At 70.9% G+C, this 24,729-nt stretch carries 22 protein-coding genes; 11 read left to right on the forward strand and 11 right to left on the reverse strand.

Annotation, left to right across the window (positions count from 1 at the left end; all coding sequences use genetic code 11):
• The first annotated feature begins 94 nt into the window (after positions 1-94).
• The gene (locus tag ACIRSU_RS20000; RefSeq protein ID WP_403793859.1) at positions 95-1,117 is read left to right on the forward strand and encodes an ATP-binding protein; all 1,023 of its coding nucleotides are present in this window, start codon (positions 95-97) and stop codon (positions 1,115-1,117) included.
• Here ACIRSU_RS20000 and ACIRSU_RS20005 read toward each other — a convergent pair.
• Positions 1,095-2,411 carry a hypothetical protein gene (locus ACIRSU_RS20005; protein WP_403793861.1) on the reverse strand — a complete coding sequence of 439 codons (1,317 nt, stop codon included), beginning with the start codon at positions 2,409-2,411 and terminating at the stop codon, positions 1,095-1,097. The genes ACIRSU_RS20000 and ACIRSU_RS20005 overlap by 23 nt on opposite strands.
• 231 nt (positions 2,412-2,642) lie before the next feature.
• Between ACIRSU_RS20005 and ACIRSU_RS20010 the strand changes: the two genes are divergently transcribed.
• The 6 genes from ACIRSU_RS20010 to ACIRSU_RS20035 all read left to right on the forward strand — a co-directional run bounded on the left by ACIRSU_RS20010 (position 2,643) and on the right by ACIRSU_RS20035 (position 10,731).
• Positions 2,643-5,066, forward strand: coding sequence for a SulP family inorganic anion transporter (locus tag ACIRSU_RS20010; RefSeq protein ID WP_403793862.1), 2,424 nt, complete (start codon positions 2,643-2,645; stop codon positions 5,064-5,066).
• A gap of 174 nt (positions 5,067-5,240) precedes the next feature.
• On the forward strand, positions 5,241-7,247 hold the full coding sequence (gene acs, locus ACIRSU_RS20015) for an acetate--CoA ligase (protein WP_403793864.1): 2,007 nt from the start codon (positions 5,241-5,243) through the stop codon (positions 7,245-7,247).
• Between the two features lie 239 nt (positions 7,248-7,486).
• Positions 7,487-8,899, forward strand: a complete 1,413-nt coding sequence (nhaA, locus tag ACIRSU_RS20020) for a Na+/H+ antiporter NhaA (protein ID WP_403793866.1) — start codon at positions 7,487-7,489, stop codon at positions 8,897-8,899.
• A 46-nt stretch (positions 8,900-8,945) separates the two neighbouring features.
• The gene (locus ACIRSU_RS20025) at positions 8,946-9,443 is read left to right on the forward strand and encodes a phage holin family protein (RefSeq protein WP_403793868.1); all 498 of its coding nucleotides are present in this window, start codon (positions 8,946-8,948) and stop codon (positions 9,441-9,443) included.
• Positions 9,440-10,387 carry an alpha/beta fold hydrolase gene (locus tag ACIRSU_RS20030; RefSeq protein WP_403793869.1) on the forward strand — a complete coding sequence of 316 codons (948 nt, stop codon included), beginning with the start codon at positions 9,440-9,442 and terminating at the stop codon, positions 10,385-10,387. The genes ACIRSU_RS20025 and ACIRSU_RS20030 overlap by 4 nt, the downstream gene beginning before the upstream one ends.
• A gap of 155 nt (positions 10,388-10,542) precedes the next feature.
• Positions 10,543-10,731: a hypothetical protein gene (locus ACIRSU_RS20035; protein ID WP_403793871.1), complete on the forward strand. Its 189-nt coding sequence runs from the start codon at positions 10,543-10,545 to the stop codon at positions 10,729-10,731.
• A gap of 38 nt (positions 10,732-10,769) precedes the next feature.
• Here ACIRSU_RS20035 and ACIRSU_RS20040 read toward each other — a convergent pair whose 3' ends face one another.
• From ACIRSU_RS20040 to nth, 3 genes are all read right to left on the reverse strand, one after another.
• A complete protein-coding gene (locus ACIRSU_RS20040; protein ID WP_403793872.1) occupies positions 10,770-11,969 on the reverse strand; it encodes a MarP family serine protease in 1,200 nt (399 codons plus the stop codon).
• Between the two features lie 48 nt (positions 11,970-12,017).
• The gene (locus ACIRSU_RS20045) at positions 12,018-12,689 is read right to left on the reverse strand and encodes an NUDIX hydrolase (protein ID WP_403794877.1); all 672 of its coding nucleotides are present in this window, start codon (positions 12,687-12,689) and stop codon (positions 12,018-12,020) included.
• A 119-nt stretch (positions 12,690-12,808) separates the two neighbouring features.
• Positions 12,809-13,894: an endonuclease III gene (gene nth, locus ACIRSU_RS20050; RefSeq protein WP_403793874.1), complete on the reverse strand. Its 1,086-nt coding sequence runs from the start codon at positions 13,892-13,894 to the stop codon at positions 12,809-12,811.
• Positions 13,895-14,039: 145 nt separating this feature from the next.
• On the opposite strand from nth, the gene ACIRSU_RS20055 reads away from it, so the two are divergent.
• Positions 14,040-14,714, forward strand: a complete 675-nt coding sequence (locus tag ACIRSU_RS20055) for a Crp/Fnr family transcriptional regulator (protein WP_046910193.1) — start codon at positions 14,040-14,042, stop codon at positions 14,712-14,714.
• Between the two features lie 108 nt (positions 14,715-14,822).
• On the opposite strand, the gene ACIRSU_RS20060 is transcribed toward ACIRSU_RS20055, so the two are convergent.
• The 5 genes from ACIRSU_RS20060 to ACIRSU_RS20080 form a co-directional block, all read right to left on the reverse strand.
• Positions 14,823-15,707 (reverse strand): prohibitin family protein, encoded by an 885-nt coding sequence (locus ACIRSU_RS20060; RefSeq protein WP_403793875.1) that lies wholly within the window; start codon positions 15,705-15,707, stop codon positions 14,823-14,825.
• 209 nt (positions 15,708-15,916) lie between these two features.
• Positions 15,917-16,747, reverse strand: coding sequence for an MBL fold metallo-hydrolase (locus ACIRSU_RS20065; protein WP_403793876.1), 831 nt, complete (start codon positions 16,745-16,747; stop codon positions 15,917-15,919).
• Positions 16,744-17,634, reverse strand: a complete 891-nt coding sequence (locus ACIRSU_RS20070; RefSeq protein ID WP_403793878.1) for an NUDIX hydrolase — start codon at positions 17,632-17,634, stop codon at positions 16,744-16,746. Before ACIRSU_RS20070 ends, ACIRSU_RS20065 begins: the two co-directional genes overlap by 4 nt.
• 217 nt (positions 17,635-17,851) lie before the next feature.
• Complete coding sequence (locus ACIRSU_RS20075; protein WP_403793880.1) at positions 17,852-18,319, reverse strand: RidA family protein; 468 nt, start codon at positions 18,317-18,319, stop codon at positions 17,852-17,854.
• Positions 18,319-18,477, reverse strand: a complete 159-nt coding sequence (locus ACIRSU_RS20080; protein ID WP_017947820.1) for a DUF4177 domain-containing protein — start codon at positions 18,475-18,477, stop codon at positions 18,319-18,321. Before ACIRSU_RS20080 ends, ACIRSU_RS20075 begins: the two co-directional genes overlap by 1 nt.
• Positions 18,478-18,647: 170 nt before the next feature.
• Between ACIRSU_RS20080 and ACIRSU_RS20085 the strand changes: the two genes are divergently transcribed.
• Complete coding sequence (locus tag ACIRSU_RS20085) at positions 18,648-19,610, forward strand: ArsA family ATPase (protein WP_403793882.1); 963 nt, start codon at positions 18,648-18,650, stop codon at positions 19,608-19,610.
• 176 nt (positions 19,611-19,786) lie between these two features.
• Entirely contained in the window at positions 19,787-21,070 is a 1,284-nt protein-coding gene (locus tag ACIRSU_RS20090; RefSeq protein WP_403794879.1) for an ArsA family ATPase, read from the forward strand.
• Between the two features lie 47 nt (positions 21,071-21,117).
• Here the strand turns inward: ACIRSU_RS20090 and ACIRSU_RS20095 are convergent, their stop codons facing one another.
• Positions 21,118-21,462, reverse strand: coding sequence for a WhiB family transcriptional regulator (locus ACIRSU_RS20095; RefSeq protein WP_046910200.1), 345 nt, complete (start codon positions 21,460-21,462; stop codon positions 21,118-21,120).
• Positions 21,463-21,854: 392 nt separating this feature from the next.
• On the opposite strand from ACIRSU_RS20095, the gene ACIRSU_RS20100 reads away from it, so the two are divergent.
• Positions 21,855-24,077, forward strand: coding sequence for a transglycosylase domain-containing protein (locus tag ACIRSU_RS20100; RefSeq protein ID WP_403793884.1), 2,223 nt, complete (start codon positions 21,855-21,857; stop codon positions 24,075-24,077).
• A 181-nt stretch (positions 24,078-24,258) separates the two neighbouring features.
• Here ACIRSU_RS20100 and ACIRSU_RS20105 read toward each other — a convergent pair whose 3' ends face one another.
• Positions 24,259-24,723 (reverse strand): GatB/YqeY domain-containing protein, encoded by a 465-nt coding sequence (locus ACIRSU_RS20105; protein WP_403793886.1) that lies wholly within the window; start codon positions 24,721-24,723, stop codon positions 24,259-24,261.
• Between the last annotated feature and the right edge of the window lie 6 nt (positions 24,724-24,729).

Raw genomic sequence — 24,729 nt, forward strand, 5'->3', positions numbered from 1 at the left:
AGGCTACGCGCCCGGCGGGCCCGCCCCACCTTGGAGTGGTCTTCTTCACGCATCCCGACCACGAACCGCAGTCATTCCACTACGCTAGGTGAACATGAAGATCGCTTTCGTGGGGAAGGGCGGCAGCGGCAAGACCACGCTGTCCTCGCTCTTCATCCGACACCTCGCCGCCACCGGAGCCCCGGTCGTCGCGGTCGACGCCGACATCAACCAGCACCTCGGGGCGGCGCTCGGCCTCTCCGACGAGGAGGCCGCGGCGCTGCCCGCGATGGGGGCGCACCTGCCGCTGATCAAGGAGTACCTGCGGGGCGACAACCCGCGGATCGCCTCCGCCGACTCGATGATCAAGACGACGCCGCCCGGGCAGGGTTCGCGGCTGCTCCGGGTCCGCGAGGACAACCCGGTCTACGCGGCCTGCGCCCGGCCCGTGCGGCTCGACGGCGACGAGATCCGGCTCATGGCGACGGGCCCGTTCACCGAGTCGGACCTCGGCGTGGCCTGCTACCACTCGAAGGTCGGCGCGGTGGAGCTGTGCCTGAACCACCTGGTGGACGGCCCGGACGAGTACGTGGTCGTCGACATGACCGCGGGCTCCGACTCCTTCGCCTCCGGCATGTTCACCCGCTTCGACATGACCTTCCTGGTCGCCGAGCCGACCCGCAAGGGCGTCTCCGTCTACCGCCAGTACAAGGAGTACGCGCGGGACTTCGGGGTGGCGCTCAAGGTCGTCGGCAACAAGGTGCAGGGCGAGGACGACGTCGACTTCCTGCGCTCCGAGGTCGGCGACGACCTCCTGGTCACGGTCGGCCACTCCGACTGGGTCCGCGCCATGGAGAAGGGCCGCCCGCCCCGCTTCGACTTCCTGGAGCCCGCCAACCGCACGGCCCTGCGCACCCTCCGGAACGCGGCGGACGACTCGTACGCCCACCGCGACTGGGAGCGCTACACCCGCCAGATGGTGCACTTCCACCTCCGCAACGCGGAGAGCTGGGGCAACGCCAAGACGGGGGCCGACCTGGCGGCGCAGGTCGACCCCGGGTTCGTGCTGTCGGAAGGGCTCACCCTGTCCGAAGAGCTCGGCCTCGCCGAAGGGTTCAGTGCCGTGCAGCCGGCTTGACCGGAGCGGCGGCCGGGGCGCCGGCGGGGGCGGCCGGCTGGGGGGCCAGGAAGGACTGCCAGCCGCCCCGCGGTGCCTCGCCGACCTTCAGGGTGCGCATCTTGGCGATGACGGCGGGGTCCTGGGCGTCGAGCCAGTCGGCGAGCTGGCGGAAGGAGACGCACTTGACGTCCTTCTGCACGCAGACCGTGGCGATGGTGTTCTCGACGGCCCGCATGTACGTGCCGCCGTTCCAGGACTCGAAGTGGTTGCCGATGATCAGCGGCGCCCGGTTGCCCCGGTACGAGCGCTCGAAGGCCTGCACGAGGCCGTCGCGCATCTGGTTGCCCCAGTACTCGTGCTGCGACGGGTCACCCTGGGTCGTACCGGACTGGTTGACCAGGAAGTTGTAGTCCATCGACAGCGTCTGGAAGGCGCGGCCGGGGACCGGCACGAGCTGCATCGACAGATCCCACAGGCCGCGGTCCTTCTTGGGCCAGATCTGGTCGTTGACGCCGCTGGTGTCGTAGCGGAAGCCCATCTGGGAGGCCGCCTTGACGAAGTTCTCGCGGCCTTCCAGGCAGGGCGTGCGGGCGCCGACGAGCTCCTTGTCGTAGTCGAACGGGAGCGGCTGCTCCGCCTTCAGGCCGGCGTTGGTCTTCCAGTGCTTGACGAAGGACTTGGCCTGGTTGATCTCGCTCTTCCACTCGTCGACCGACCAGGTGCCCACGCCTCCGTCCTTGCCGCAGAAGTGGCCGTTGAAGTGGGTGCCGATCTCGTTGCCCTCCTCCCACGCGCCGCGGAGCTGCCGCACGGTGTCGCGAATGCCCTCGAGGTCGTTGAAGCCGATGTCGGAGCGGCCCGGGGAGTGCTGCGGCGGGTCGTAGAGGTCGCGCTTCTCCTCCGGCAGCAGGTACACGCCGCTGAGGAAGTACGTCATCGTCGCGCCGTACTCCTTGCCCACCTTGCGGAAGTGGGAGAAGAGCTTCTGGCTGTCCTCGCCGGCGCCGTCCCAGGAGAACACCACGAACTGCGGCGGCACCTGACCGGGCTTCAGGCGCTGCCAGACCGGCTGGTTGGGCTGGGCGCCGGTGAAGGCGGTGGAGCCGTCGCCGATCAGCCGGACCGCGCTCTGCGGGGCCGCGGCAGCGCCCTTCCTCGCGGGTCCCGCACCCGGCGCGCCCTTCGGGTTGGAACCTCCCGAGTCGGAGCAGCCGGCCAGGCCTGCCGTCAGGGCGACGGCGAGGGCGCCGACGGCGAGCACCCTCCGCTGGACAGTGGTCCCTCTTCCGGTGCTTCTCCCGGCGGCTGCCATGTAGCCCACCTCTCCTCGGATCCTCGGATTTCCGTACAAGCGGCGCAAACCTCGCACCCGGTCGGCCGGGGAGCCGCAACGACAAGCGGCATGCCTACGTTCTGTCACCGGATCCGGTGAATCATTGCCCTATTTGCCCCGAAAATCATGCCAGAGTCTTTACTCTCCATTACTATCCATTTACTGAGCGTTGATCGGTGTCCCCGCCACTGCCACGGAGGAGACGGGAACATGACCCTCTACCGCCCCACCCGACCGACCACCCGGCCCCGCCTCCAGCGGCCCCACAGCCCGCCGGACGGCGACCGCCGCCGCTTCCGTGTCGCCGGCGCGGACCTCTCCGCGTCCGTCGCCGTCTTCCTGATCGCGCTGCCGCTCTCGCTCGGCATCGCCCTCGCCACCGGAGCCCCGCTCCAGGCCGGTCTGGTCGCCGCCGCCGTCGGCGGCATCGTGGCCGGCCGGCTCGGCGGATCGCCGCTCCAGGTCAGCGGCCCCGCCGCCGGACTGACCGTGGTCACGGCCGAGTTGATCCAGCGCTACGGCTGGCGCACCACCTGCGCCATCACGGTCCTCGCCGGACTCGCCCAACTGGGTCTGGCCGCCCTGCGGGTGGCCCGGTCCGCCCTCGCCGTCTCGCCCGCCATCGTGCACGGGATGCTCGCGGGCATCGGCGTCACCATCGCCCTCGCCCAGCTCCACATCGTGCTCGGCGGCACCCCTCAGAGCTCCACCGTCGACAACGCACTCGGCCTGCCGGACCAGCTGGCCCACGCGTCCGGCGCCGCGCTCGCCGTCAGCGCCCTCACCGTCGCGCTGCTGCTCCTCTGGCCGCGCCTGCCCGCCCGTACGGGACGGCTGCTGCGGACGGCCCCCGCCGCGCTGGTCGCGGTGGGCGCCGCCACGGCGCTCGCCGCGCTCACGGGGCTCGGTGTGCCGCGGGTCGACCTGCCGTCGTGGAGCAGCCACGCGCTGCCCGGGCTGCCGGACGGCCCGGTCCTCGGAATCGCGGCCGGAGTGCTGACGATCATGCTGGTCACCAGCGTGCAGTCGCTGCTCTCCGCCGTCGCCGTCGACAAGCTGGTCGCCAAGCGCACCGCCGCCACGGGGACCACCGACGCCCCCGCGGCCGCCCGCACCCGGCTCGACCGCGAACTCGCGGGTCAGGGCGCGGCGAACATCGTGTCCGGCGCGCTCGGCGGGCTTCCGGTCGCGGGGGTCGCGGTGCGCAGCGTCGCGAACGTGTCGGCCGGGGCCGTGAGCCGCAACTCGGCGATACTGCACGGCGTCTGGATCGTGCTCGCCGCCCTCTTCCTCGCCCCGGTCCTCGAACTCATCCCCCTGCCCGCGCTGGCCGCCCTCGTGATGGTGGTCGGCGTGCAGATGGTCAGCATCACGCACATCAGGGCCGTCACCCGTCATCGTGAAGTCCTGGTCTACGCGGTGACGCTGGCGGGAGTGGTGTTCCTCGGGATCCTGGAAGGCGTGGGCCTCGGGGTCGCGGTGGCGGTGGCCGTCGCGATGCAGCGGCTGGCCCGCACCCGGATCACCCGGGAGGAGCGGGACGGCCAGCACCTCGTCCGGATCCGCGGCCAGTTGACCTTCCTCGCGGTGCCGCGGCTGAGCCGGGCCCTGCACCAGATCCCGGCGGGCGCCGACGCCGTCGTGGAGCTGGACGGTTCGTTCATGGACCACGCGGCGTACGAGACGCTGCACGACTGGCAGACCGCGCATCTGGCGCACGGCGGCACGGTGCGGACCACCGGGCCCCGCGGCGGACTGATCGTCGAAAGAGCGCCCGCCCCGGGTGGCGGCGCCGCGGCCGCCGGCTCCTCTGCCGCGCACTCCTGCTGCCGTCCGTGGACGCCGTGGCGCAACCACCAGTGCGGCGAGGTGCAGCCGGCCGGCGAGACCCGGAGCGGCACCGGACACCGGCTGGCGACCGGTATCGGCGCGTTCCAGCGGGACACCGCGCCGCTGGTCAGGGACGAGCTGGCGCGGCTGGCCCGGGAAGGGCAGCGGCCCTCGCAGCTCTTCCTGACCTGCGCCGACTCCCGGCTCGTCACGAGCATGATCACGTCCAGCGGCCCGGGCGACCTGTTCACCGTGCGCAATGTGGGCAATCTGGTGCCGCTGCCCGGCGAGGAGAGCGGGGACGACTCGGTGGCGGCCGCGATCGAGTACGCGGTGGAGGTGCTGCGAGTCGAGTCGATCACGGTCTGCGGGCACTCCGGCTGCGGCGCGATGCAGGCACTGCTGGGCGGCGCCGCCGACGCCCCGTCGACCCCGCTGCGGCGCTGGCTGCGGCACGGCCGGCCGAGCCTGGAGCGGATGGCGAGCCGGCGCCACGCCTGGGCCCGGATCGCCGGGCGGCTGCCGGCGGACGAGGTCGAGCAGCTGTGCCTGACCAACGTGGTGCAGCAGCTGGAGCATCTGCGGCAGCACGAGTCGGTGGCGCGGCGGCTTGCCGAGGGCACCCTGACTCTGCACGGGATGTACTTCCACGTGGGCGAGGCCCAGGCGTATCTGCTCGCCGGCACGGACGAGGTGCACAGCTACGACGACGTGTTCAACCATGTGCCGCCCGCGCCGAAAACGCGGAAGTCCGCGGCACCGGAGCCGGCTGTCCCCCTCCTGGAGGTGGCCCGGGCGTCATGAGCCGGCGCGAGGCCGGCCCCGCGCTCGCTGAACCATCCGTTCCGTGCGTCCGTGCCATGGTGTGACGCCCGCTCCCTTCCGCTCGGGGAGCGGGCGTCACTTCCGCGCGTCCCCTCACAGGTCTAAACCAATTACCCGGAGGCTCTTGTCACCCGGGCATCCGCCTGATGAGCTATGACGCGGGACACACAGGCACATAGGGACGCCCTGGGAAAGGGAGATGTCGTGAGCAACGAATCCTTGGCCAATCTGCTCAAGGAAGAGCGCCGCTTCGCGCCGCCCGCCGAGCTGGCAGCGAACGCCAACGTGACGGCAGAGGCGTACGAGCAGGCCAAGGCGGACAGGCTGGGCTTCTGGGCCGAGCAGGCCAAGCGGCTCAGCTGGGCCACCGCGCCGACCGAGACCCTCGACTGGTCGAACCCGCCGTTCGCCAAGTGGTTCGCCGACGGGGAGCTGAACGTCGCGTACAACTGCGTCGACCGGCACGTCGAGGCCGGCCACGGCGACCGGGTGGCCATCCACTTCGAGGGCGAGCCCGGCGACAGCCGCGCCATCACCTACGCCGAGCTCAAGGACGAGGTGTCCAGGGCGGCCAACGCCCTCACCGAACTCGGTGTCACCAAGGGCGACCGCGTGGCGGTCTACCTCCCGATGATCCCCGAGGCCGTCGTCTCGATGCTCGCCTGCGCGCGCATCGGCGCCGCCCACTCGGTGGTCTTCGGCGGCTTCTCGGCCGACGCCATCGCCACCCGCATCGAGGACGCCGACGCCAAGCTGGTCATCACCGCCGACGGCGGCTACCGCCGGGGCAAGCCGAGCGCGCTCAAGCCCGCCGTCGACGAGGCACTCGACCGGGTCGACCGGGTGCGGAACGTGCTGGTCGTGCGGCGCACCGGGCAGGACGTGGCCTGGACCGAGGGCCGGGACGTGTGGTGGGACGACATCGTGGCCCGGCAGTCCGCCGAGCACACCCCGGAGGCGTTCGAGGCCGAGCACCCGCTCTTCATCCTGTACACCTCCGGCACGACCGGTAAGCCGAAGGGCATCCTGCACACCTCCGGCGGCTACCTCACCCAGGCCGCGTACACCCACCACGCCGTCTTCGACCTCAAGCCGGAGACCGACGTCTTCTGGTGCACCGCCGACATCGGCTGGGTCACCGGCCACTCGTACATCACGTACGGCCCGCTGGCCAACGGCGCGACGCAGGTCATGTACGAGGGCACGCCGGACACCCCGCACCAGGGCCGGTTCTGGGAGATCGTGCAGAAGTACGGCGTCACGATCCTCTACACGGCGCCGACCGCGATCCGTACGTTCATGAAGTGGGGCGACGACATCCCCGCCAAGTTCGACCTGTCGTCGCTGCGGATCCTGGGGTCGGTCGGCGAGCCGATCAACCCCGAGGCGTGGATCTGGTACCGCAAGAACATCGGCGCCGACAGCTGCCCGATCGTGGACACCTGGTGGCAGACCGAGACCGGCGCGATGATGATCTCGCCGCTGCCCGGCGTCACCGAGACCAAGCCCGGCTCCGCGCAGCGGGCGCTGCCCGGCATCTCCGCCACCGTCGTCGACGACGAGGCGAACGAGGTGCCGAACGGGGGCGGTGGCTACCTGGTCCTCACCGAGCCGTGGCCGGCGATGCTCCGCACCATCTGGGGCGACGACCAGCGCTTCATCGACACCTACTGGTCCCGCTTCGAGGGCAAGTACTTCGCCGGCGACGGCGCCAAGAAGGACGACGACGGCGACATCTGGCTGCTCGGCCGGGTCGACGACGTCATGCTCGTCTCGGGCCACAACATCTCCACCACCGAGGTCGAGTCCGCGCTGGTCTCCCACCCGTCCGTCGCCGAGGCCGCCGTGGTCGGCGCCGCCGACGAGACGACCGGCCAGGCGATCGTCGCCTTCGTGATCCTGCGCGGTACGGCGAGCGAGGACGACGCCCTCGTCGCCGAGCTGCGCAACCACGTGGGCGCGACCCTCGGCCCGATCGCCAAGCCGAAGCGGATCCTGCCGGTGGCGGAGCTGCCGAAGACCCGCTCGGGCAAGATCATGCGCCGGCTTCTTCGCGACGTCGCCGAGAACCGCGAGCTGGGCGATGTCACGACGCTGACCGACTCGTCGGTCATGGACCTCATCCAGAGCAAGCTGCCGGCCGCCCCGAGCGAGGACTGAGCGGCGGACTGAGCCAGTAAAGCGCAGGTGGGCGCCTGTCCCGGAGCATCCGGGACAGGCGCCCTCGCGTTGTCCACAGGCGGTTGTCCACAGGGGGTGCTGGTATCCCCATACGCACCTAAAGTGAAGATCACCGGACACCACCGGAGCATCTTTAGGTAAAGTAAGGGTTTACGAGGTGCGCCGGGAAGTCTGGTCGGCAAGAGCTCTGTGCTGCCCACCGACCGGAGGTTCGCCCCGTGCCCGCGCCCACGACCGCGTCCAAGCCCGCCAACGACCGCAGGTTCCTCGGCCGCCTCTCGCTGCCCGAGCGCCGGTTCGTCGCCGATGCGCTGCGCACGGAGACCGTCGGCGGCGTGCTGCTCCTGGTCGCCGCCATCGCCGCGCTCGTCTGGGCCAACTCCCCGCTCAAGGACGCCTACGCGGCGATACGGGACTTCCACATCGGCCCGGCCGCCCTCGGGCTCGACCTGTCGATCCAGCACTGGGCCGCGGACGGGCTGCTCGCCATCTTCTTCTTCGTGGCCGGCATCGAGCTCAAGCGCGAACTGGTCGCGGGCGAGCTGCGCGATCCCAAGGCCGCCGCCCTGCCCGTCATCGCCGCGATATGCGGCATGGCCGTGCCCGCGCTGGTCTACACGGTGGTCAACGTGGCCGGCGGCGGCGATCTCGGCGGCTGGGCGGTGCCCACGGCCACGGACATCGCCTTCGCGCTCGCCGTCCTCGCCGTGATCGGCACCTCGCTGCCCTCGGCGCTGCGGGCCTTCCTGCTCACGCTGGCCGTCGTCGACGACCTGTTCGCCATCCTGATCATCGCGATCTTCTTCACCGGCGAGCTGAACTTCGCGGCCCTCGGCGGCGCCGTCGTCGGCCTGGCCGTCTTCTGGCTGCTGCTGCGCAAGGGCGTCCGCGGCTGGTACGTGTACGTGCCGCTGGCCCTGATCATCTGGGGCCTGATGTACAACAGCGGCGTCCACGCCACCATCGCCGGTGTCGCCATGGGCCTGATGCTGCGCTGCACCGCCCGGGAGGGCGAGGAGCACTCCCCCGGCGAGCACATCGAGCACCTGGTGCGGCCGGTCTCCGCCGGTCTGGCCGTGCCGCTGTTCGCGCTGTTCTCGGCGGGGGTGACGATCTCCGGGAAGGCCGTGAGCGACGTCTTCACACAGCCCGTGACGCTCGGCGTGGTGCTCGGGCTCGTGGTCGGCAAGGCGGTCGGCGTCTTCGGCGGCACCTGGCTCGCCGCCCGCTTCACCCGGGCCTCGCTCAACCCCGACCTGGCCTGGCCGGACGTCTTCGCCGTCGCCTCGCTCGCCGGCATCGGCTTCACCGTCTCGCTGCTCATCGGCGAGCTGGCCTTCGCGGGCGACCCCGCCCTCACCGACGAGGTCAAGGCGGCCGTCCTCATCGGCTCGCTGATAGCCGCCACGCTCGCCTCGGTGCTGCTGAAGCTGCGGGTGCGCAAGTACCAGGCGCTGTGCGCCGAGGAGGAGCGTGACGAGGACCACGACGGCATCCCCGACGTGTACGAGGAGCACGACCCGGAGTACCACCTGAGGATGGCCGAGATCTACGAGCGGAAGGCCGCCGAACATCGTGAGCGCGCCCAACTGGCGGGGGCATCGCGCGATGAGGCCGACCGTCCGGCATGATCTGAGAGCCACTATCCGGCCCGTAAGGGGAGAAGAGGGAGCAGCCATGAGCGACCCGTTCGACGGAACCGAGCGCAGCCTCGGCCAGCTGGTCGCCTCGGCGACCGCCGAGATGTCCGCACTGGTGCACGACGAGATCGCCCTGGCCAAGGCCGAGATCCGCCAGGACGTCAAGCGCGGCGGGATCGGCGCGATCCTCGGCATCGGCGCGCTGGTGGTCCTGCTGTTCTCGCTGCCGATGCTGAGCTTCGCGCTCGCCTACGCCATCAACACCTGGACCGGCGGGCACAACGGCAACGGCGGCTGGAACCTGCTCTGGTGCTTCCTGCTCTCCTTCGCCGCGAACGTGCTGTTCGCCGGGCTGCTCGGGGCCGTCGCGGTCGCGAAGTTCAAGAAGGTGAAGCCGCCGAAGAAGTCCATCGCCTCGGCCAAGGAGACCGCGGCGATCATGCAGAACGTCAAGCCGCACCCGCGCCCCGAGCCGGCCGGCGCGGACCTGGTCGCCCTGGACAAGGGCGAGTCTGTGGCACGCTCGTCCGCATGACCGTCCCTGAGAGCAGCAGCGCCAACGGCGGAAGCCCGGTCCGCATCGACGGACCGTGGACGCACCGCGACGTGGCGGCCAACGGTGCCCGTTTCCACATCGCCGAGATGGGCGACGGCCCGCTCGTGCTGCTGCTCCACGGCTTCCCGCAGTTCTGGTGGACCTGGCGGCACCAGCTGCCGGCCCTCGCCGAGGCCGGGTTCCGGGCCGTGGCGATGGACCTGCGGGGCGTGGGCGGCAGCGACCGCACGCCCCGGGGTTACGATCCGGCCAACCTGGCCCTCGACATCACCGGCGTGGTCCGCTCGCTGGGCGAGCCGGACGCGGCGCTCGTCGGCCACGACCTGGGCGGCTATCTCGCCTGGACGGCCGCCGTCATGCGGCCCAAGCTGGTGCGCCGGCTGGTGGTCTCCTCGATGCCGCACCCGCGCCGCTGGCGCTCGGCGATGCTCTCGGACTTCTCCCAGTCGCGCGCCGGCTCGCATGTGTGGGGCTTCCAGCGACCGTGGCTGCCGGAGCGTCAGCTCGTCGCCGACGACGCGGCGCTCGTGGGGAAGCTCATCGAGGAGTGGTCCGGCCCGCATCCCCGGTCGGCCGCCGACGAGGAGGCCCTGGCGGTCTACCGGCGGGCCATGTGCATCCCGTCGACCGCGCACTGCTCGATCGAGCCGTACCGCTGGATGGTGCGCTCCCTCGCGCGGCCCGACGGCATCCAGTTCAACCGGCGCATGAAGCGGCCGGTGCGGGTGCCCACACTGCATCTGCACGGGTCGCTCGACCCGGTGATGCGCACCCGCAGCGCGGCGGGCTCCGGGGAGTACGTGGAGGCCCCGTATCGCTGGCGGCTCTTCGACGGGCTGGGGCACTTCCCGCACGAGGAGGACCCGGTCGCGTTCACCACGGAGCTCGTCAACTGGCTGAAGGACCCCGAGCCGGACCGCTGACGGGCTGTCGACGGGCCGCTGACGGTCCGTCGACGGCCGGCCGCTCGGTGATGGCGCACACAGGCGTCCACCGAACTGCCATGTGCCCCGCGCATACGCCAATTGGCGGGCCCCGGGGCGGTTACCGACCTTGGGCCCCGGGCAGACGTCCCGGTATGGGCTGGACGCACGACTACGGTGACACAGCACGCGACCGACGCTCGATGGGCGGCTCCGGCGCCCCTGAGCGGGGCGGCACGCAGGACCAGGGCCACGCGCACCCCGCGCCGGCCGTGGGGATCTCGCGCATCCTGCGCCGCCGGGCCCGATGGGTCTCGGCCCGGCTGCGCCACACCCGTACGTAGCGGGAAGCCCCGTACGTCACACCACCGCCCGCGGCGCGCTACAGCGCGCAGCCCTGGCTGTCGACCTGCTGGTTGGCAGCGCGGCCCTGGGCGATGTCCTGCTGGATCTCGTCGACCGTGAGCGCGTATCCGGTGTTGGCGTCGTCGAGGGAGCGGGCGAAGATCACGCCGGACACCTTCCCGTCCTCGGTGAGGAGCGGTCCGCCGGAGTTGCCCTGACGGACCGTCGCGTACAGCGAGTACACGTCCCTGCGTACCTCGCCGCGGTGGTAGATGTCAGGTCCGTTGGCGGCGATCCGGCCGCGGACGCGGGCGGATCGCACGTCGTACGCGCCGTTCTCCGGGAAGCCGGCCACGATGGCGTTGTCGCCGCTGCGCGCGTCCTGGTCGGTGAACTGGAGCGGTCGGGCGTCCAGGTCGGGCACGTCGAGGACGGCGATGTCGCGCTTCCAGTCGTAGAGCACGACCTTGGCGTCATAGAGCTTGCCCTCGCCGCCGATCTGCACGGTCGGCTCGTCGACGCCGCCGACGACATGGGCGTTGGTCATCACCCGGCGGTCGGCGAAGACGAAGCCGGAGCCTTCGAGCACCTTGCCGCAACTGGGCGCCGTACCGACGACCTTGACGACGGAGCGCTTGGCGCGGTCGGCGACGGGGCTGTGGGCGAGCGCCGGATCCGGCGGCCTGACCTCGGTGATGGGCTCGTTGGCGAAGGGGCTGAAGACCTGCGGGAAGCCGTTCTGGGCGAGCGCCGAGGTGAAGTCGGAGAACCAGCCGGGCGCCTGATCCGGCATCACCCGGGAGACCCCGAGCAGCACCTTGGAGTTGCGGACCTGCTTGCCGATCGTCGGCATGACGGTGCCGGCGAGCGCGGAGCCGATCAGCCAGGCCACGAGGAGCATCGCGACGACGTTCACCAGCGCGCCGCCGGTCGCGTCCAGGGCGCGCGCCGGCGTCCACGTGATGTGCCGGCGCAGTCTGCTTCCCAGGTGGGTGGTGAAGGCCTGACCGACGGAGGCGCAGACGATGACCACCATCACGAAGACCCCGGTGGCCACCGTGGAGACCTCGCTGTGGTCGGTCAGCTGGTTCCAGATGACCGGCAGCAGCAGAACGGCGACGAGACCGCCGCCGAGGAAGCCGATCACCGAGAGGATGCCGACCACGAAGCCCTGGCGGTAGCCGATGATCGCGAACCACACGGCGAGGAGCAGCAACAGGATGTCCAGCACGTTCACCGTCAAGAGCCTCGCAGATTCGTCTTCGGTCGCCCGGGGGCCAGCCTGTCATGCCCTCCAGTCGAGCGGGACCTTCCTGGAGCGGTCCCAGGGCTGCTCCCAGCCCGCGTAGTGCAGCAGCCGGTCGATCACTCCGGCGGTGAAACCCCAGACCAGAGCCGATGCGACGAGGAATGCGGGCCCTTCGTGGCCGAGCGGGTGGACGGCCACGGCGCGGTTGGCGGGGTCCGTGAGATCCGCCACGGGGACGGTGAAGACCCGGGCGGTCTCGGCGGGGTCGACGACCCCGACCGGGCTGGGGTGGCGCCACCAGCCGAGCACGGGGGTGACGACGAAGCCGCTGACCGGGATGTAGAGCTGCGGCAGCACGCCGAAGAGCTGGACGCCGGCCGGATCGAGCCCGGTCTCCTCCCGGGCCTCGCGCAGCGCGGCCCGGAGCAGGCCGCCGTCGGCCGGATCGCCGTCCTCGGGGTCCAGCGCGCCGCCGGGGAAGGACGGCTGGCCGGCGTGCGAGCGGAGGCTGCCGGAGCGCTCCATCAGGAGCAGCTCGGGGCCGCGCGCGCCCTCGCCGAAGAGGACGAGCACGGCGGACTGCCGCCCCGCACCGTCCTCGGGCGGCAGGAAGCGGCTCAGCTGCGCGGGCTCGACCGTGCGGGCCGCCCGGTCGACCGGCTCCAGCCAGTCGGGCAGCCCGGCACGGCTCAGCAGGCCCCCGGTCATGCCGTCGGCCACACCGTCGATCTCCTTGCCGTGGAGCTCTTCGCCGTGGACCTCTTCACCAGTGCGCGTCATAGGCACCCCCGTGTTTCACAACGCGGTCGGAGTCGTCGTTCGTTCCCTCATGCGCCCGGGCTCGCGCCCAGCGGGGGCGCCGGCTGCCCCGGGTAGTCCGGGGGAGGGTTGAGCCGCTGGCCCGGGAAGCCGCCCTTCTCGTACTTCAGGAGCTTCCTCGCCTTCTCCGGATCCGTCTCGCCCTCTCCGTACGAAGGGCAGAGGTGGGCGATCGGGCAGGCGCCGCACGCGGGCTTGCGGGCGTGGCAGATGCGGCGGCCGTGGAAGATCACCCGGTGCGAGAGCATCGTCCACTCGCTCTTCGGGAAGATCTCGGCGACCTCGGCCTCGATCTTCACCGGGTCGTCGGACTCGGTCCACTTCCAGCGGCGCGCCAGGCGCATGAAGTGGGTGTCGACGGTGATGCCGGGCACGCCGAAGGCGTTGCCGAGCACGACGAAGGCGGTCTTGCGGCCCACTCCGGGCAGCTTGACCAGGTCCGCCAGGCGGCCGGGGACCTCGCCCCCGAAGTCGTCCCGGAGCGCGGCGGCCAGGCCCATGATCGACTTGGTCTTGGCCCGGAAGAAGCCGGTCGGCCGGATCAGCTCCTCGACCTCCTCGGGGACGGCGGCGGCCAGGTCCTCGGGGGTCGGGTACGCCGCGAAGAGCGCCGGGGTGGTCTGGTTGACCCGCAGGTCGGTGGTCTGGGCGGACAGGACCGTGGCGACCAGGAGCTCGAAGGGGTTGCGGAAGTCGAGCTCGGGATGGGCGTACGGATAGACCTCGGCGAGCTCCCGGTTGATCTTCCGGGCCCGCCGGACCATGCCGAGGTGCGACTCGGGCTTGGCGGCGGCCTTCTTCGCGGTCTTCTTGGCAGCCTTCGCGCCGGGCTTCGCGGCAGCCGGCTGCCCGGCGGCGGCCGCCTTGCTGGCCGGCTCCTGCGCCGACTCCTGCTCCGCCTTCTTCGCCGCCTCCTGCGTCGTCTCCTTCTTCACGGCTGCCGTCGTCTTCTTCGACGTGCCAGCCGCGCCCCGCGATGAGCCTTTTGTCGCATTTGCCTGTTTCGACACACCGCGTTCGCCCACAGCGGAATTAGCTTCGTCCCGCACTCTTCCAGCCCCCTTGGCCTGTGCTCTCACCGGCGAGTTGGACACCCGGCCAGCCTAGGGGCCGCCGCCGACATCCGCCCCGCGCGCACCCGATCACGACCCAATCGGGCCCCTGACGTACGGAAAGGCCCTCCGGTGAGTCAAACTTGTTGTGATTGATCGCACCTGAGGTCGACATAGGAGAGAACTCGTGGACGACGTTCTGCGACGCGCGCCGCTGTTCGCGGCGCTCGACGACGAGCAGGCCGCCGAGCTGCGCGCCTCGATGAGTGAGGCGACGCTCGCCCGTGGCGACGCACTGTTCCACGAGGGCGACCCGGGCGACCGGCTCTACGTGGTGACCGAGGGCAAGGTCAAGCTGCACCGCACCTCGCCCGACGGCCGCGAGAACATGCTGGCGGTCCTCGGCCCCGGCGAGCTGATCGGCGAGCTGTCCCTCTTCGACCCGGGCCCGCGCACCGCGACCGCGACCGCGCTCACCGAGGTCAAGCTGCTCGGCCTCGGCCACGGCGACCTCCAGCCCTGGCTGAACGCGCGCCCGGAGGTGGCCAGCGCCCTGCTGCGCGCCGTCGCCCGCCGCCTGCGGAAGACCAACGACCAGATGTCCGACCTGGTCTTCTCCGACGTCCCGGGCCGTGTCGCCCGCGCGCTCCTCGACCTGTCGCGCCGCTTCGGCGTGCAGTCGGAGGAGGGCATCCACGTCGTCCACGACCTCACCCAGGAGGAGCTGGCCCAGCTGGTCGGCGCCTCCCGCGAGACGGTCAACAAGGCGCTCGCCGACTTCGCCCAGCGCGGCTGGCTGCGCCTGGAGGCCCGCGCCGTGATCCTGCTGGACGTGGAGCGCCTCGCGAAGCGCTCGCGGTAAGCGGTCTACTCAGCGCACTCAGCGGAGTCGTACGTACGAGAAGGGGGCCGCCCGGTCGATCCGGGCGGCCCCCTTTCGTCTACTTATAGGTAGTGGCGCTATCTGTTTCTAGCGCTTCGATCCGTCCACGATCAGCGGGTTCGAGCTGCCACCGCCGCAGGGCACCGCGTAGACCGGGTTCTTCGCCGAGGCCTCCCGGTAGGCGTCGATGCACTGGTTCATCAGGACCTTGTCGGTCAGCGAGTCGTTGAGGATCTTGTTGGCGCGGGCGATGCCCTCGGCCTCGATGCGGCGCCGGTCGGCCTCGGCCTTCGCGGTGCGGGAGGCCTCCAGGGCGCGCTCGGTGGCCTGCTGCTGCTGGATCTTGCGGTCGATCTGGTCCTGCAGGGCGTCGGACGGCTTCACGTTGCGCAGGTTGACCGTGGTGACCTGGATGCCGCGCGGGGCGAGCCGCTGCTTGATGAGGGCCGCGATCTCGGCGTTGATCCCCTCGCGGTCGGAGGCGTACCCCTCCTCGCTGGTGTGGCGGGCGAAGACGTTGCGGACGATCTCACGGCTGTCCGGGTAGACCAGCCGCTGCTGGATGGCGTCCTCGCTGCCGGCCAGCCGGTACAGCTCGACGGCCTGCGACGGGTGCACCGCCCACTTCACGGTGACCTCGGCGTACATCACGCCACCCTGCGAGGAGCGGACCTCGACCACCTCCTTGTCGGAGAGGTTGAGGTCCACCGGGCGCGTCGAGAAGGTCGTCACGCTGGTGAACGGCGACACCATGTGCAGGCCGGAGGAGAGCGGCGAGCCGACCTTTCCGAAGGCGACCGGGACGCCGACCTCGTACGCGCTGACCACGTACGTCATGCTCGCGACCAGCGAGAACAGGCCGGCGAGCAGGGCGCCGAGCGCACCCAGCTTGAGGCCGCGGGTGTCGTTCGCGCGGCCGATGAAGTAGAGCACCGCCGCTGTGATGACCAGCAGGATGGCTATGACGAACACGGGCTTCCCCCCGAGAGCTACGGCCAAATGTAAGCGGAGCGTAAGACACCCGCCGCAGCCCAGGGGTTCCAGGGTCCGGTCAGTTCATGGAGACGATCGGATCAGAGGCCGATCAGATCACGGGCCGATCGCATCACGGGCCGATCGAATCGCACGCTGATCAGATCAGACGTCTGGTCAGATCAGAGGTCGATCGGATCAAGGACCGATCAGATCAGGTCGTGCTCCCGCAGATACTCCAGCTGCGCCCGCACCGACAGCTCCGCGGCCGGCCACAGCGAGCGGTCCACGTCCGCGTACACGTGGGCCACCACCTCCGGAGCCGTCCGGTAGCCCGCCTCCACGGCCGTCTCCACCTGGGCGAGGCGGCTCGCCCGGTGCGCCAGATAGAACTCCACGGCCCCCTGCGCGTCCTCCAGGACCGGCCCGTGGCCCGGGAGGACCGTGTGGACGCCGTCGTCGACGGTGAGCGAGCGCAGCCGCCGCAGCGAGTCCAGGTAGTCCCCGAGCCGCCCGTCCGGATGGGCCACCATCGTCGTGCCCCGCCCCAGGATGGTGTCCCCGGTCAGCACCGCGCGGTCGGCCGGCAGGTGGAAGCACAGCGAGTCGGAGGTGTGGCCCGGCGTCGGTACGACCCTGAGCTCGAGCCCGCCGGTGGTGATCACGTCACCGGCGGCGAGGCCCTCGTCGCCGAGCCGCAGCACCGGGTCGAGCGCCCGCACCTTGGTCCGGGTCAGCTCGGCGAACCGCGCCGCGCCCTCGGCGTGGTCCGGATGGCCGTGGGTGAGCAGGGTGAGCCCGATCCGCTTGCCGAGCTTCTCGGCGGTGTCCACGACCCGCCGCAGATGGTCCTCGTCGAGCGGGCCGGGATCGATGACGACGGCGAGGTCGGCGTCCGGCTCGGCGACGATCCAGGTGTTGGTGCCGTCCAGGGTCATCGCGGAGGGGTTGGGCGCGAGGACGTTGACCGCGCGGGCGGTCGCAGGCCCGGAGACCACGGCCCCGCGCGGCTGCCCGGGAAGGGCGTGGGCGTCGCTCATATCGTCCCTCCTTCGCGTCCGGCCGAGGGGATGTGCTTCGTGAACTCATCGTGCCCCGGCCAGCTCAGGATCACCTCGTCGCCGTCGAGGCGCGCCTGCGCGAGCACGGGGGTCATGTCCTGGCCCCGGGCCGCGGCGAGGGCCTCGGCGGCCGTGCCGTACCGCTGCAGACCGCGCAGGGTGGAGATGGTCGGCGGCATCATCGTGAGCTCGCCGCGGTCGTAGCCGGCCGCCGCGTCCTGCGGGCGGATCCAGACGGTGCGGTCGGCCTCGGTGGAGGCGTTGCGGGTGCGCTGGCCGGCCGGGAGCGCCGCCACGAAGAACCAGGTGTCGTAGCGCCGCGGCTCGAACTCGGGCGTGATCCAGCGGGCCCACGCGCCCAGCAGGTCGGAGCGCAGCACCAGGCCGCGCCGGTCCAGGAAGTCGGCGAAGGAGAGCTCGCGGGCGACGAGCGCCTCCCGGTCCTTCTCCCAGTCGTCGCCGGTCGTGTCGCCGACGACCGAGTCCGGCGTCTGGCCGGCGAGCAGGACGCCCGCCTCCTCGTACGTCTCCCGGACGGCGGCGCAGACGACGGCCTGCGCCTGCGCCGGGTCGGCGAGGCCGAGCCGGGCCGCCCACTCCTCGCGGGACGGACCCGCCCAGCGCACCGGGTGCTCGTCGCGCGGATCGACGCCGCCGCCCGGGTAGGCGTACGCGCCGCCCGCGAAGGCCATGGAGGCGCGGCGGCGCAGCATGTGCACGAGGGGGCCGTCCGCGCCGTCCTTCAGGAGCAGCACGGTGGCGGCCCGCTTGGGGGCCGCGGGCACGAGCTCACCGGCGGCGAGGGCGCGGATGCGGTCGGGCCATTCCGGTGGATACCACTGACCATTCGTCTGACCATTCGACATGGCCGGATGCTATGCGCAAGCATCGAAATGCACGAGAGCCGATTCCTCCTGGACGGGAGGAACCGGCTCCACACGTGCGGAAGGGCCGGGCGCGGGCCTCAGGCCGCGAGTCTTGGGCCCCAAGCTCACAGACCTCGCGCTCTCAGGCCCCAAGCTCACAGACCTCGTGCTCTCAGGCTCCAAGGTCACCGACTTCGAGCCCTCAGAGCTCGAGCTCTCAGGCCTCGAGCTCCACCTGGACCTCGACCTCGACCGGGGCGTCGAGCGGGAGGACCGCCACGCCGACCGCGCTGCGGGCGTGCACGCCCTTGTCGCCGAGGACGGCGCCGAGCAGCTCGCTGGCGCCGTTGACGACGCCGGGCTGGCCGGTGAAGTCGGGGGCGGAGGCGACGAAGCCGACCACCTTCACGACCCGCTTGATCCGGTCCAGGTCACCGGCGACCGACTTCACGGCCGCGAGCGCGTTCAGCGCGCAGGTGGCGGCGAGCTCCTTGGCCTCCTCGGCCGTCACCTCGGCGCCGACCTTGCCGGTCAGCGCGAGCTTGCCCGCGACCATCGGGAGCTGGCCCGAGGTGTAGACGTACACGCCCGACTGCACGGCCGGCTGGTACGCGGCGAGCGGCGGCACGACGTCCGGCAGGGTCAGGCCCAGTTCGGCGAGCTTCGCCTCGACGGCCCCGCTCATCAGGACTTCTCCCGCTTCAGGTAGGCCACGAGCTGCTCGGGGTTGTTCGGCCCGGGCACGACCTGGACGAGCTCCCAGCCGTCCTCGCCCCAGGTGTCAAGAATCTGCTTCGTCGCGTGCACCAGCAGCGGCACAGTCGCGTACTCCCACTTGGTCATGAGCCGACTGTAGCCGCTGCGGGGAGGCGCCCCGTTCCCGTAGGGGCTCATTCGGGGAGCGTCTCGGGGGTGTCTCCGGGGCTTCTCGGGGGTGTCTCCGGGGCTTCTCGGGGGCTTCTCCGGGGCGGCCCTCTGATTGGTGCGGGCCGCCAGTGGTTAGGCTCGAAGACGTGAGCAGGCTCCAGGTCGTCAGCGGCAAGGGCGGTACCGGTAAGACGACGGTCGCCGCCGCACTCGCGCTCGCCCTCGCGACCGAGGGAAAGCGGACCCTCCTGGTCGAGGTGGAGGGCAGGCAGGGCATCGCGCAGCTCTTCGAGGCGGAGGCGCTGCCGTACGAGGAACGCAAGATCGCCGTCGCGCCCGGCGGCGGCGAGGTGTTCGCGCTGGCGATCGACGCCGAGCGCGCCCTCCTCGACTACCTCCAGATGTTCTACAAACTGGGCAGCGCGGGCCGGGCCCTGAAGAAGCTCGGCGCGATCGACTTCGCGACGACGATAGCGCCGGGCGTCCGTGACGTGCTGCTGACCGGCAAGGCGTGCGAGGCGGTGCGCCGCCGCGAGAAGCAGGGCGGCTTCACCTACGACTACGTGGTGATGGACGCGCCTCCGACCGGCCGCATCACCCGCTTCCTGAACGTCAACGACGAGGTGGCCGGACTCGCCCGGATCGGCCCGATACACAACCAGGCACAGGCGATCATGCGCTTCCTCAAGTCGCCGGACACGGCGGTGCATCTGGTGACGCTGCTGGAGGAGATGCCGGTCCAGGAGACCGCCGACGGCATCGCGGAGCTGCGCGAGGCGGGACTGCCCGTCGGCCGCGCCATCGTGAACATGGTCCGGCCGCACGTCCTCGACGAGGCGGCGGTACGGGCCGCCTCCGGCGCCCACCGGGATGCCGTCGCCGGGGCGTTGGCGTCCGTCGGCATCAAGGGCGGTACGCGGCTGGTCGAACCGCTCCTGGAGCAGGCGGCGGAGCACGCTCAGCGGGTGGAGCTGGAGCGGGCCCAGCGCGAGGCGCTGAACGCCATCGGCGTGCCGACGTACGAACTCCCCTTCCTGGGGGACGGGGCGGACATCGCCGGCCTGTACCGGCTGGCGAAGGAGCTGCGGGGACAAGGGGTGGGCGCGTGACGGCGACCAAGGTGACCGGGGCGAAGACCGGGGCGAAGACCGGGGCGAAGACCGAGACGAAGACCGAGGCGAAGGCTGGGACGAAGAGCGGGACCGCGGACGGGGCGGAGGACGAGACGGCGGCGGGGAAGGGGAAGACCGTTCCGGAGGCGGGCGGTCTCGACACCGCGCCCGTCCTGGAGCTCGACCCGCTGCTCGACGACCCGGCCACCCGCATCATCGTGTGCTGCGGCGCGGGCGGCGTCGGCAAGACGACGACCGCGGCGGCGCTCGGCGTCCGGGCGGCGGAGCGCGGCCGGCGGGTGGTGGTGCTGACCATCGACCCGGCGCGCCGGCTCGCCCAGTCGATGGGCATCGACTCGCTCGACAACGTGCCGCGCAAGGTGGACGGCATCAAGGGCTGCGACGGCGGCGAACTGCACGCGATGATGCTCGACATGAAGCGGACCTTCGACGAGATCGTCGAGGCGCACGCGGACGCCGACCGGGCCCGGGCGATCCTGGAGAACCCGTTCTACCAGTCCCTGTCGGCCGGCTTCGCCGGTACGCAGGAGTACATGGCGATGGAGAAGCTGGGCCAGCTGCGGGCCCGGGACGAGTGGGACCTGATCGTGGTCGACACTCCGCCGTCCCGCTCGGCGCTGGACTTCCTGGACGCGCCGAAACGGCTCGGGTCCTTCCTGGACGGGAAGTTCATCAAGCTGCTCATGGCCCCGGCGAAGGTCGGCGGCCGGGCGGGGATGAAGTTCCTGAACGTCGGCATGTCGATGATGACGGGCACGCTGGGGAAGCTGCTCGGTGGTCAGTTCCTGAAGGACGTGCAGACGTTCGTGGCCGCGATGGACACGATGTTCGGCGGCTTCCGGACCCGCGCGGACGCCACGTACAAGCTGCTCCAGGCGCCGGGCACGGCCTTCCTTGTGGTCGCCACGCCGGAGCGCGACGCACTGCGCGAGGCGGCGTACTTCGTGGAGCGGCTGGCCGCGGAGGAGATGCCGCTGGCCGGTCTCGTCCTGAACCGGGTCCATGGCAGCGGCGCCGCCCGGCTGTCGGCCGAGCGGGCGCGGGCCGCCGCAGAAAATCTTGACGAGGGCCGCATTGTGGATCAGGGCGCCGGGAAGACTGCTGGGCGTGGCCCCTTGGCCACTGCTCCCGAGCCGTCAGACCTCGCCACCGCCGCCGTACCGCCGCAGTTGTCCGCACCTGAGGCTGCCCCCACAGCCGACACGCACGACTCCGACGTCAGCGATCCGGACGTCAGGGAACTCACCGCCGGTCTGCTGCGCCTGCATGCCGAGCGGATGCAGGTGCTCGCGCGTGAGCAGCGCACGCGCGATCGCTTCACCGCGCTTCACCCGGAGGTGGCGGTCGCCGAAGTGGCCGCCCTTCCCGGTGACGTACATGACCTCGACGGACTGCGGGCCATCGGTGACCGTCTGACGGTCGGCCGCATACCGTAGCCGAGGCGCGATCCCGCCGCGGGCGCCGCTCGGTGCGCCCGGCGGGGCTAACCCACCGCCGCGTACGTCTCGTACGTCGCGTCGTCGTCCATCGCCACGGGCAGCAGGCCCGCTCCCCGCTCGTACTCCGTGCGCGCGGTCTCCAGAAGCCGGCGCCACGAGGTGACGGTGGGCCGACGGCGCAGCAGGGCGCGCCGCTCGCGCTCCGTCATGCCGCCCCACACGCCGAATTCCACGCGGTTGTCGAGGGCGTCGGCGAGGCACTCGGTCCGCACCGGACATCCGGTGCACACCGCCTTCGCCCTGTTCTGCGCCGCACCCTGCACGAAAAGTTCATCCGGATCGGTAGTGCGGCAGGCCGCCTGCGCACTCCAGTCAGCTACCCAGCCCATACCGGCGCCGTCCTCTCCCGAATCGAGGCTCCCCCACGGCGGTAGCGGCATATTCACCGCTGCCAGTTGGGACGTTACGGAAGGTGGCGACAGCGCAACACCCCCTTCGGGCCCAATCTTGAATGGCCCGAACGGACTATGCGTGCGCGTGAGATCACCCAGGGGAGTGATCGAGGGACATAACTCCCTTTCCGGACATGACTCGGATTCAGGCATGAACGTCCCGCGCTTCGGGTACGCGGAATCTCACGCCGATCAGGCCGGTCAAGGCCGGTTTTCACGCCGATGTCACGCACGGGTCTTGATGCGGGACCCCACTGCTGTGACAGTTGGGAGCAGCTTAGGCCAAGGCATATACGTGTGTCCGGCGAATGAGAACGTAGGCTGCCCCCATGGCAAAGAAGCGCTCGGGCGGTGGTCTCACCCGGACCCAGCAAGCCGCCAAGTTCCTCGGTGTCAGTGTGCTCTCCGGAGCCGTGCTGGCGGGCATCGCCCTGCCCGCGGCCGGGGCGCTCGGACTGGCCGCCAAGGGTACGGTCGAGGGGTTCGACGAGATCCCGTCCAACCTGAAGACGCCGCCGCTGAGTCAGCGTACGACGATCCTCGACTCCGAGGGCGGCCACATCGCGACCGTGTACTCGCGTGACCGCAAGGTCGTGCCGATCGAGAAGATCTCGCCGTACATGCAGAAGGCGATCGTCGCGATCGAGGACTCGCGCTTCTACGAGCACGGCGCCATCGACCTCAAGGGCGTGCTGCGCGCCATCAACCGCAACGCGCAGTCGGGCGGGGTCGCGCAGGGCGCGTCCACGCTCACCCAGCAGTACGTGAAGAACGTCTTCGTCGAGGAGGCCGGCGACGACCCGGAGAAGGTCGCGCTCGCCACCCAGCAGACCCTGGGCCGCAAGGTGCGCGAGCTGAAGTTCGCGATCCAGGTCGAGGAGGAGCTGGGCAAGAAGAAGATCCTGGAGAACTACCTCAACATCACGTTCTTCGGGCAGCAGGCGTACGGCATCGAGGCCGCCTCGCAGCGCTATTTCTCCAAGCACGCCGCCGACCTGACCCTCCCCGAGGCCGCCATGATGGCCGGCCTGGTGCAGTCGCCGAGCCGCTTCGACCCGGTGAACGACATCCAGGAGGCCACCAAGCGCCGCAACATCGTCCTGCAGCGCATGGCCGACGTGAAGGACATCAGCCAGGCGGAGGCCGACAAGGCGAAGGCCACCCCGATCAAGCTGAAGGTGAAGTCGCCGAAGAACGGCTGCATCACCGCCGTCGACGGCGCCGGCTTCTTCTGCGACTACGTCCGCAAGACGATCCTCAACGACCCGGTCTTCGGCAAGACCGCCGAGGAGCGCCAGAAGCTGTGGAACCTGGGCGGTCTGACCATCCGGACCACCCTCGACCCGCGCGCCCAGGCCGCCGCCAACGAGGCCGCGGTCGCCAAGGTCGACAAGGACGACCCAGTCGCCGCCACGGTGGTCCAGGTCCAGCCCGGCACCGGCAAGATCCTTTCGATGGGCCAGTCCCGCCCGTACGGCCTCGACCAGAAGCTGCACCAGACGACGCTCAACCTCGCCGTCGGCAAGAAGATGGGCGGCACGACGTACGGCTTCCAGGTCGGTTCGACGTTCAAGCCGATCACCGCCGCGGCGGCCCTGGAGAAGGGGCTGAGTCCGGCCCAGTCGTTCTCGACGCCGTGGAAGATCTCGGTGCCGATGAACTCGTACACCACCTGCTCGGGCGCCCCGTCCGGCTCCGGCAACTGGGACCTGCAGAACGAGATGGAGACCGAGACCGGCAGCTGGGACATGACCAGCGCGCTCGGCAAGTCCATCAACACGTACTTCGCCAACCTGGAGCAGATGACCGGGCTGTGCGAGACGGTGCAGATGGCGAAGAAGATGGGGTACGAGAGCGAGCTCGGCAAGACGCTGAAGGAGCTCCCCTCCATCACCCTCGGCGGCCAGGAGGCGACCCCGCTCGACATGGCCTCCGTCTACGCGACGTTCGCCAACCGCGGCACGTACTGCTCCCCCGTTATCATCGAGTCGATCACGACGGCCAACGGCGAGAAGCTGAAGGTCCCTCAGAGCCAGTGCTCGCGGGCGATGAGCGAGAAGACGGCCGACACCGTCAACCAGATGCTGAAGGGCGTCGTCGAGGACGGCACGGGTACCCGGGCCGGTCTGAGCGACCGCGACAACGCGGGCAAGACGGGTACCACCAACGACCGCAAGGACGCCTGGTTCGTCGGCTACACGCCGAACCTGTCCACGGCGGTGTGGGTCGGTGACGACGTCGGCGAGAAGCGGCCGATGTACGACATCACCATCGGCGGCCAGTACTACGACAAGGTCTGCGGTGGCTGCCTCCCCGGCCCGATCTGGAAGATCGCGATGACCGGCGCGCTCGACGCCGGCCAGACCTCGTCCTTCGTCCCGGTCGTCCTGCCGCGCGGGGCGAACCCCGAGGACAAGACGAAGGACCCGGCCAAGCGCCCCGACGACAACAAGCCGCATGGCCCGCAGCCCGGTACGACACTCCCGGGCGGCGTCGTCATCCCGCCGAACCTGATCGGCGGGACGACCGGCCGCGGCCACCACAAGCCGTAGAGCCGCACACCGCGGGCCGGCACGCCACGGACCCGCACACCGCGGGCCCGCACACCGCAGGTCCGCACACCGCGGGCCGGCACGCCACGGACCCGCACACCGCATGACGAAGGGCGCCCCTCCCGGTCCGGGAGGGGCGCCCTCATATGTCCGCGACTACGGATGTCAGCCGTCAGGGGTGTCAGCCGGCGAGCAGCTTCTTCACCGCGGCGGCGACGCGGCCGCCCTCCGCCTGGCCCGCGACCTTCGGGTTCACGATCTTCATGACGGCGCCCATCGCGCGCGGCCCCTCGGCGCCGGCGGCCTTCGCCTCCTCGACGGCGGCGGCCACGACGGCCTCCAGCTCCTCGTCGCTCAGCTGCTTGGGCAGGTACGCGTCGAGGATCTCGCCCTCGGCCAGCTCACGGGCGGCGGACTCGGTGCGACCGCCCTGGGTGAAGGCGTCCGCGGCCTCGCGGCGCTTCTTCGCCTCCTTGGCGATCACCTTCTGCACCTCGTCTTCGGAGAGCTCGCGCTTGGTCTTGCCCGCGACCTCTTCCTTGTTGATCGCGGCGATGGTCATCCGCAGGGTCGAGGAGCGCAGTTCGTCGCGCCCCTTGATCGCGGCGGTGAGGTCGTCCTGGAGCTTGGCCTTGAGCGTGGTCATGGGGTC

This window comes from Streptomyces sp. NPDC101160 (genome assembly GCF_044768205.1).
Classification (GTDB): domain Bacteria; phylum Actinomycetota; class Actinomycetes; order Streptomycetales; family Streptomycetaceae; genus Streptomyces.